The organism is Thermogutta sp. (genome assembly GCF_039793925.1).
Taxonomy (GTDB): Bacteria; Planctomycetota; Planctomycetia; order Pirellulales; family Thermoguttaceae; genus Thermogutta.
Map to the genome: position 1 here is coordinate 1 of NZ_JBAMME010000317.1, position 2,747 is coordinate 2,747.

Below are 2,747 nucleotides of genomic sequence, written 5' to 3' on the forward strand. Positions count from 1 at the left end.
ATCGTCGTTGTCGGAATAATCGGCAAAGTCTTCCAAAAACTTGGTGGAAATTTCCCGGAGTTCTCAACCTGGGCGTTTGACACTACCTCAAACCCCGCCGCGCTTTCCTCAAGCGCGATAACTGCCCCCCTCCGTGGGGATGGTGCATTGTTCTCCTCATCAGGCCGCTTTGGGGTCTCTTGCAGTCGACGTTTGGCGGGTTACAATGCCCGCTGGGAATGGGGATCCCATTCGAGCAGTGAACCCGTGCGTTCGTGTTTGAGAGCCCATGGGTTGTGAGCTTTTTGCCGAGGAAGCTTGTCGTCAGGAGCTCAGGGCACGGGGCGCCAAAACTATCAGGGGAACGGGTTTTGGTAGGTTGGCTTGCGAGCTGAAGGGAGGACGCACGATGTCTCACGATGTTTCGCGGCGTGATTTTTTGCGGACAGCCGGATTGGGGTCGGCCGCACTGAGCGGTGTTCTGGGAAGCAGCCTCTGGGCAGAAGCCCCCGCATCGACCGCTCCCATCAAGATCGTGGCCGTCTCCACGAGCCCCCGCAAGGGCAAAACCACAGCGCAGGGACTGAGAATTGTTCTGGATGCCGCACGAGCCGTAGCGCCCGACAAAATCGAGGTCGTTCTCGTTGAGTTAGCGGGGCTTTCCATCCCGGTCGAGCCGGCCCTGGGCCTGCCGCTTCCGGAGGGGGTCAAAGACGACTTTCCGGCGGTAGCGGAGGTCATAGCAGATCCTCGGTTGGCGGCTCTCATCGTAGGCTCGCCCGTCCACTATGCGAATGTCAGCACACTGTGCAAAGCATTCATCGACCGGCTGGGACAGGCGTTTCGGAAGGAGTTTAAACTCTCTGGAAAGCTAGCCGGTGCACTGGCCGTCGGGGCTGCCCGCAATGGGGGACAGGAATACGTCCTCCACTCCATTACCCGGGCGCTGATGTGTCATGAGATGGCCATTGTGGGAGACGGCCGCCCCACCGGCCATTTCGGCGCGACCTTATGGAACAGCGCGAACGACGACATTTCGACGGATGAATTTGGCGTGAAGACAGCGCAGGACCTCGGTCGACATATTGCACAACTTGCGCTCAAAATGAACCAGGCATAAAAAGACGCGGTTCCTCGCCATTGCTGAAATGAGCCCTGCACCAGAGCCGACCGCAGAAAACCGGGTCATTCGGCCGGTCCGCTAAAGTTATGAGGTGCTTTGCGCACCTGGGGGAGGGGTGATGGACCGACGGCGAGTATGCGCCGTGTCGGATCACTGGGGTAACCGTTCGTCGCGCTGGTGCTCCCGAAGTTCGCTACCGGCAGAAGCGTGGAATAGGGTCCAAGAGACCCGGGTCACCTTATCGTGGAGACAACGTATGGATCGGCGAGACTTTCACAAAGCGCTGTTAGCATGGGGAACAGGGAGCGCTCTCACACTGGGCAACGGTCCAGCACCCTCAGAAACTTTGCCGCCGGATGGGGAGTTTCTCGTCGAACCAGCCCGACGTTTGCCGGTCCGCAAGTTCGATGTGGTCATTGCTGGTGGCGGAACGGCAGGAGTGGTGGCAGCGCTGGCCGCGGCGGCTCAGGGAGCCAAAACAGCACTCATCGAGGCGAAGGGGTATACCGGCGGCACGGTGACAGAAGGCGGAACCGCACTCCACAGCTTTTTCAATTTGTGGAAGGCTTTTCCCAGCGTGGAAAAGAAGCAGGTTGTTCGGGGAATTCCGCAGAAAATCATCGATCGCCTTCTTGCCCGGGGGGCCTGCACCGGCCATGCCGAAATGGAATTGGGTTTCAACTACGATTCAGTGTGCACCGCCATCGACACTGAAATGTACAAATTGGTCACCATGGAAATGCTGGCCGAGGCCGGTGTCCAACTTTTCCTCAACACGCTCCTTGTGAGCGCCATCCGGTCGGGCGATACACTCGTGGCCGCGGTCACCGAGAGCCGCGCCGGCCGCGAGGCCTTTGTGGCCCACTCTTTCGTGGACTGCACCGCTTATGGCGATCTCGCCGCTTACGCTGGGGCCAGTTACACAGAACCCAACGATTACCCAGTCGCCAACAGCATTGGCGTGGCAAACGTTAACGTCGAGAAGTATTACGACTTTCTTAAGTCTCATGACGCCCTTACAGAGCTTGCCCGCGGGTGGCGCGATGGCCAGGAGGGCCAGATTGTGCGGCTAGAAGGCCGGGTGGTCAAACTGCCGGAGGGATTCCATCGCGAGGCCGCCGAGATTGGTATGTCCACCGTCACCACCACGGTCCACGATAATTACTTCATGTTCATCAAACTCAACTTCAAAATGCCGGTGAGTCCCACAAACCGCGATGCCGTGACGGCGGCCGAGCTGGAATTGCGGAAACGTCAGGCCCGCGCGGTGGAGCTTTTCCGAAAGTATGTGCCAGGATGCGAAAAGGCTTTCATCGCGCGGACTGCTCCGCGTCTCAATATTCGTCGGGCTCGCTGCATCCAGTGTGATTACGACATCTCCCGCGAAGAGGTCCTCGAAGGTCGCCACTTCGAAGATGAAGTTTACGTTTATGGGTTCCACGATCTGGCTCCTCGCTATCAAATCAAAAATGGCGGCACGTACGGTATGCCCTATCGCGCGCTGTGTGTGGCCGGTCTGGACAATCTCTGGTGTGCGGGGATGATGATCACTTCGGACTTCATCGCCCATATGTCCACGCGCAACACAGTCTCCTGTATGGCGCAGGGCCAGGCGGCCGGCACGGCAGCAGCCCTGTGCGCCTTG

Annotated in this window: 2 protein-coding genes; both read left to right on the forward strand. The window is 58.9% G+C overall.

Features of this window, described 5'->3' with window-relative positions:
- Positions 1-388: 388 nt before the first annotated feature.
- A complete protein-coding gene (locus ABJK56_RS17395) occupies positions 389-1,099 on the forward strand; it encodes a flavodoxin family protein (protein ID WP_347245951.1) in 711 nt (236 codons plus the stop codon).
- A gap of 259 nt (positions 1,100-1,358) precedes the next feature.
- The coding region (locus ABJK56_RS17400; protein ID WP_347245952.1) for an FAD-dependent oxidoreductase at positions 1,359-2,747 on the forward strand (1,389 nt) is incomplete at its 3' end.

Bases quoted from the DNA above. Each gene is read 5' to 3' on its own strand.
- ABJK56_RS17395 (WP_347245951.1), top strand. From the start codon at position 389: ATGTCTCACGATGTTTCGCGGCGTGATTTTTTGCGGACAGCCGGATTG.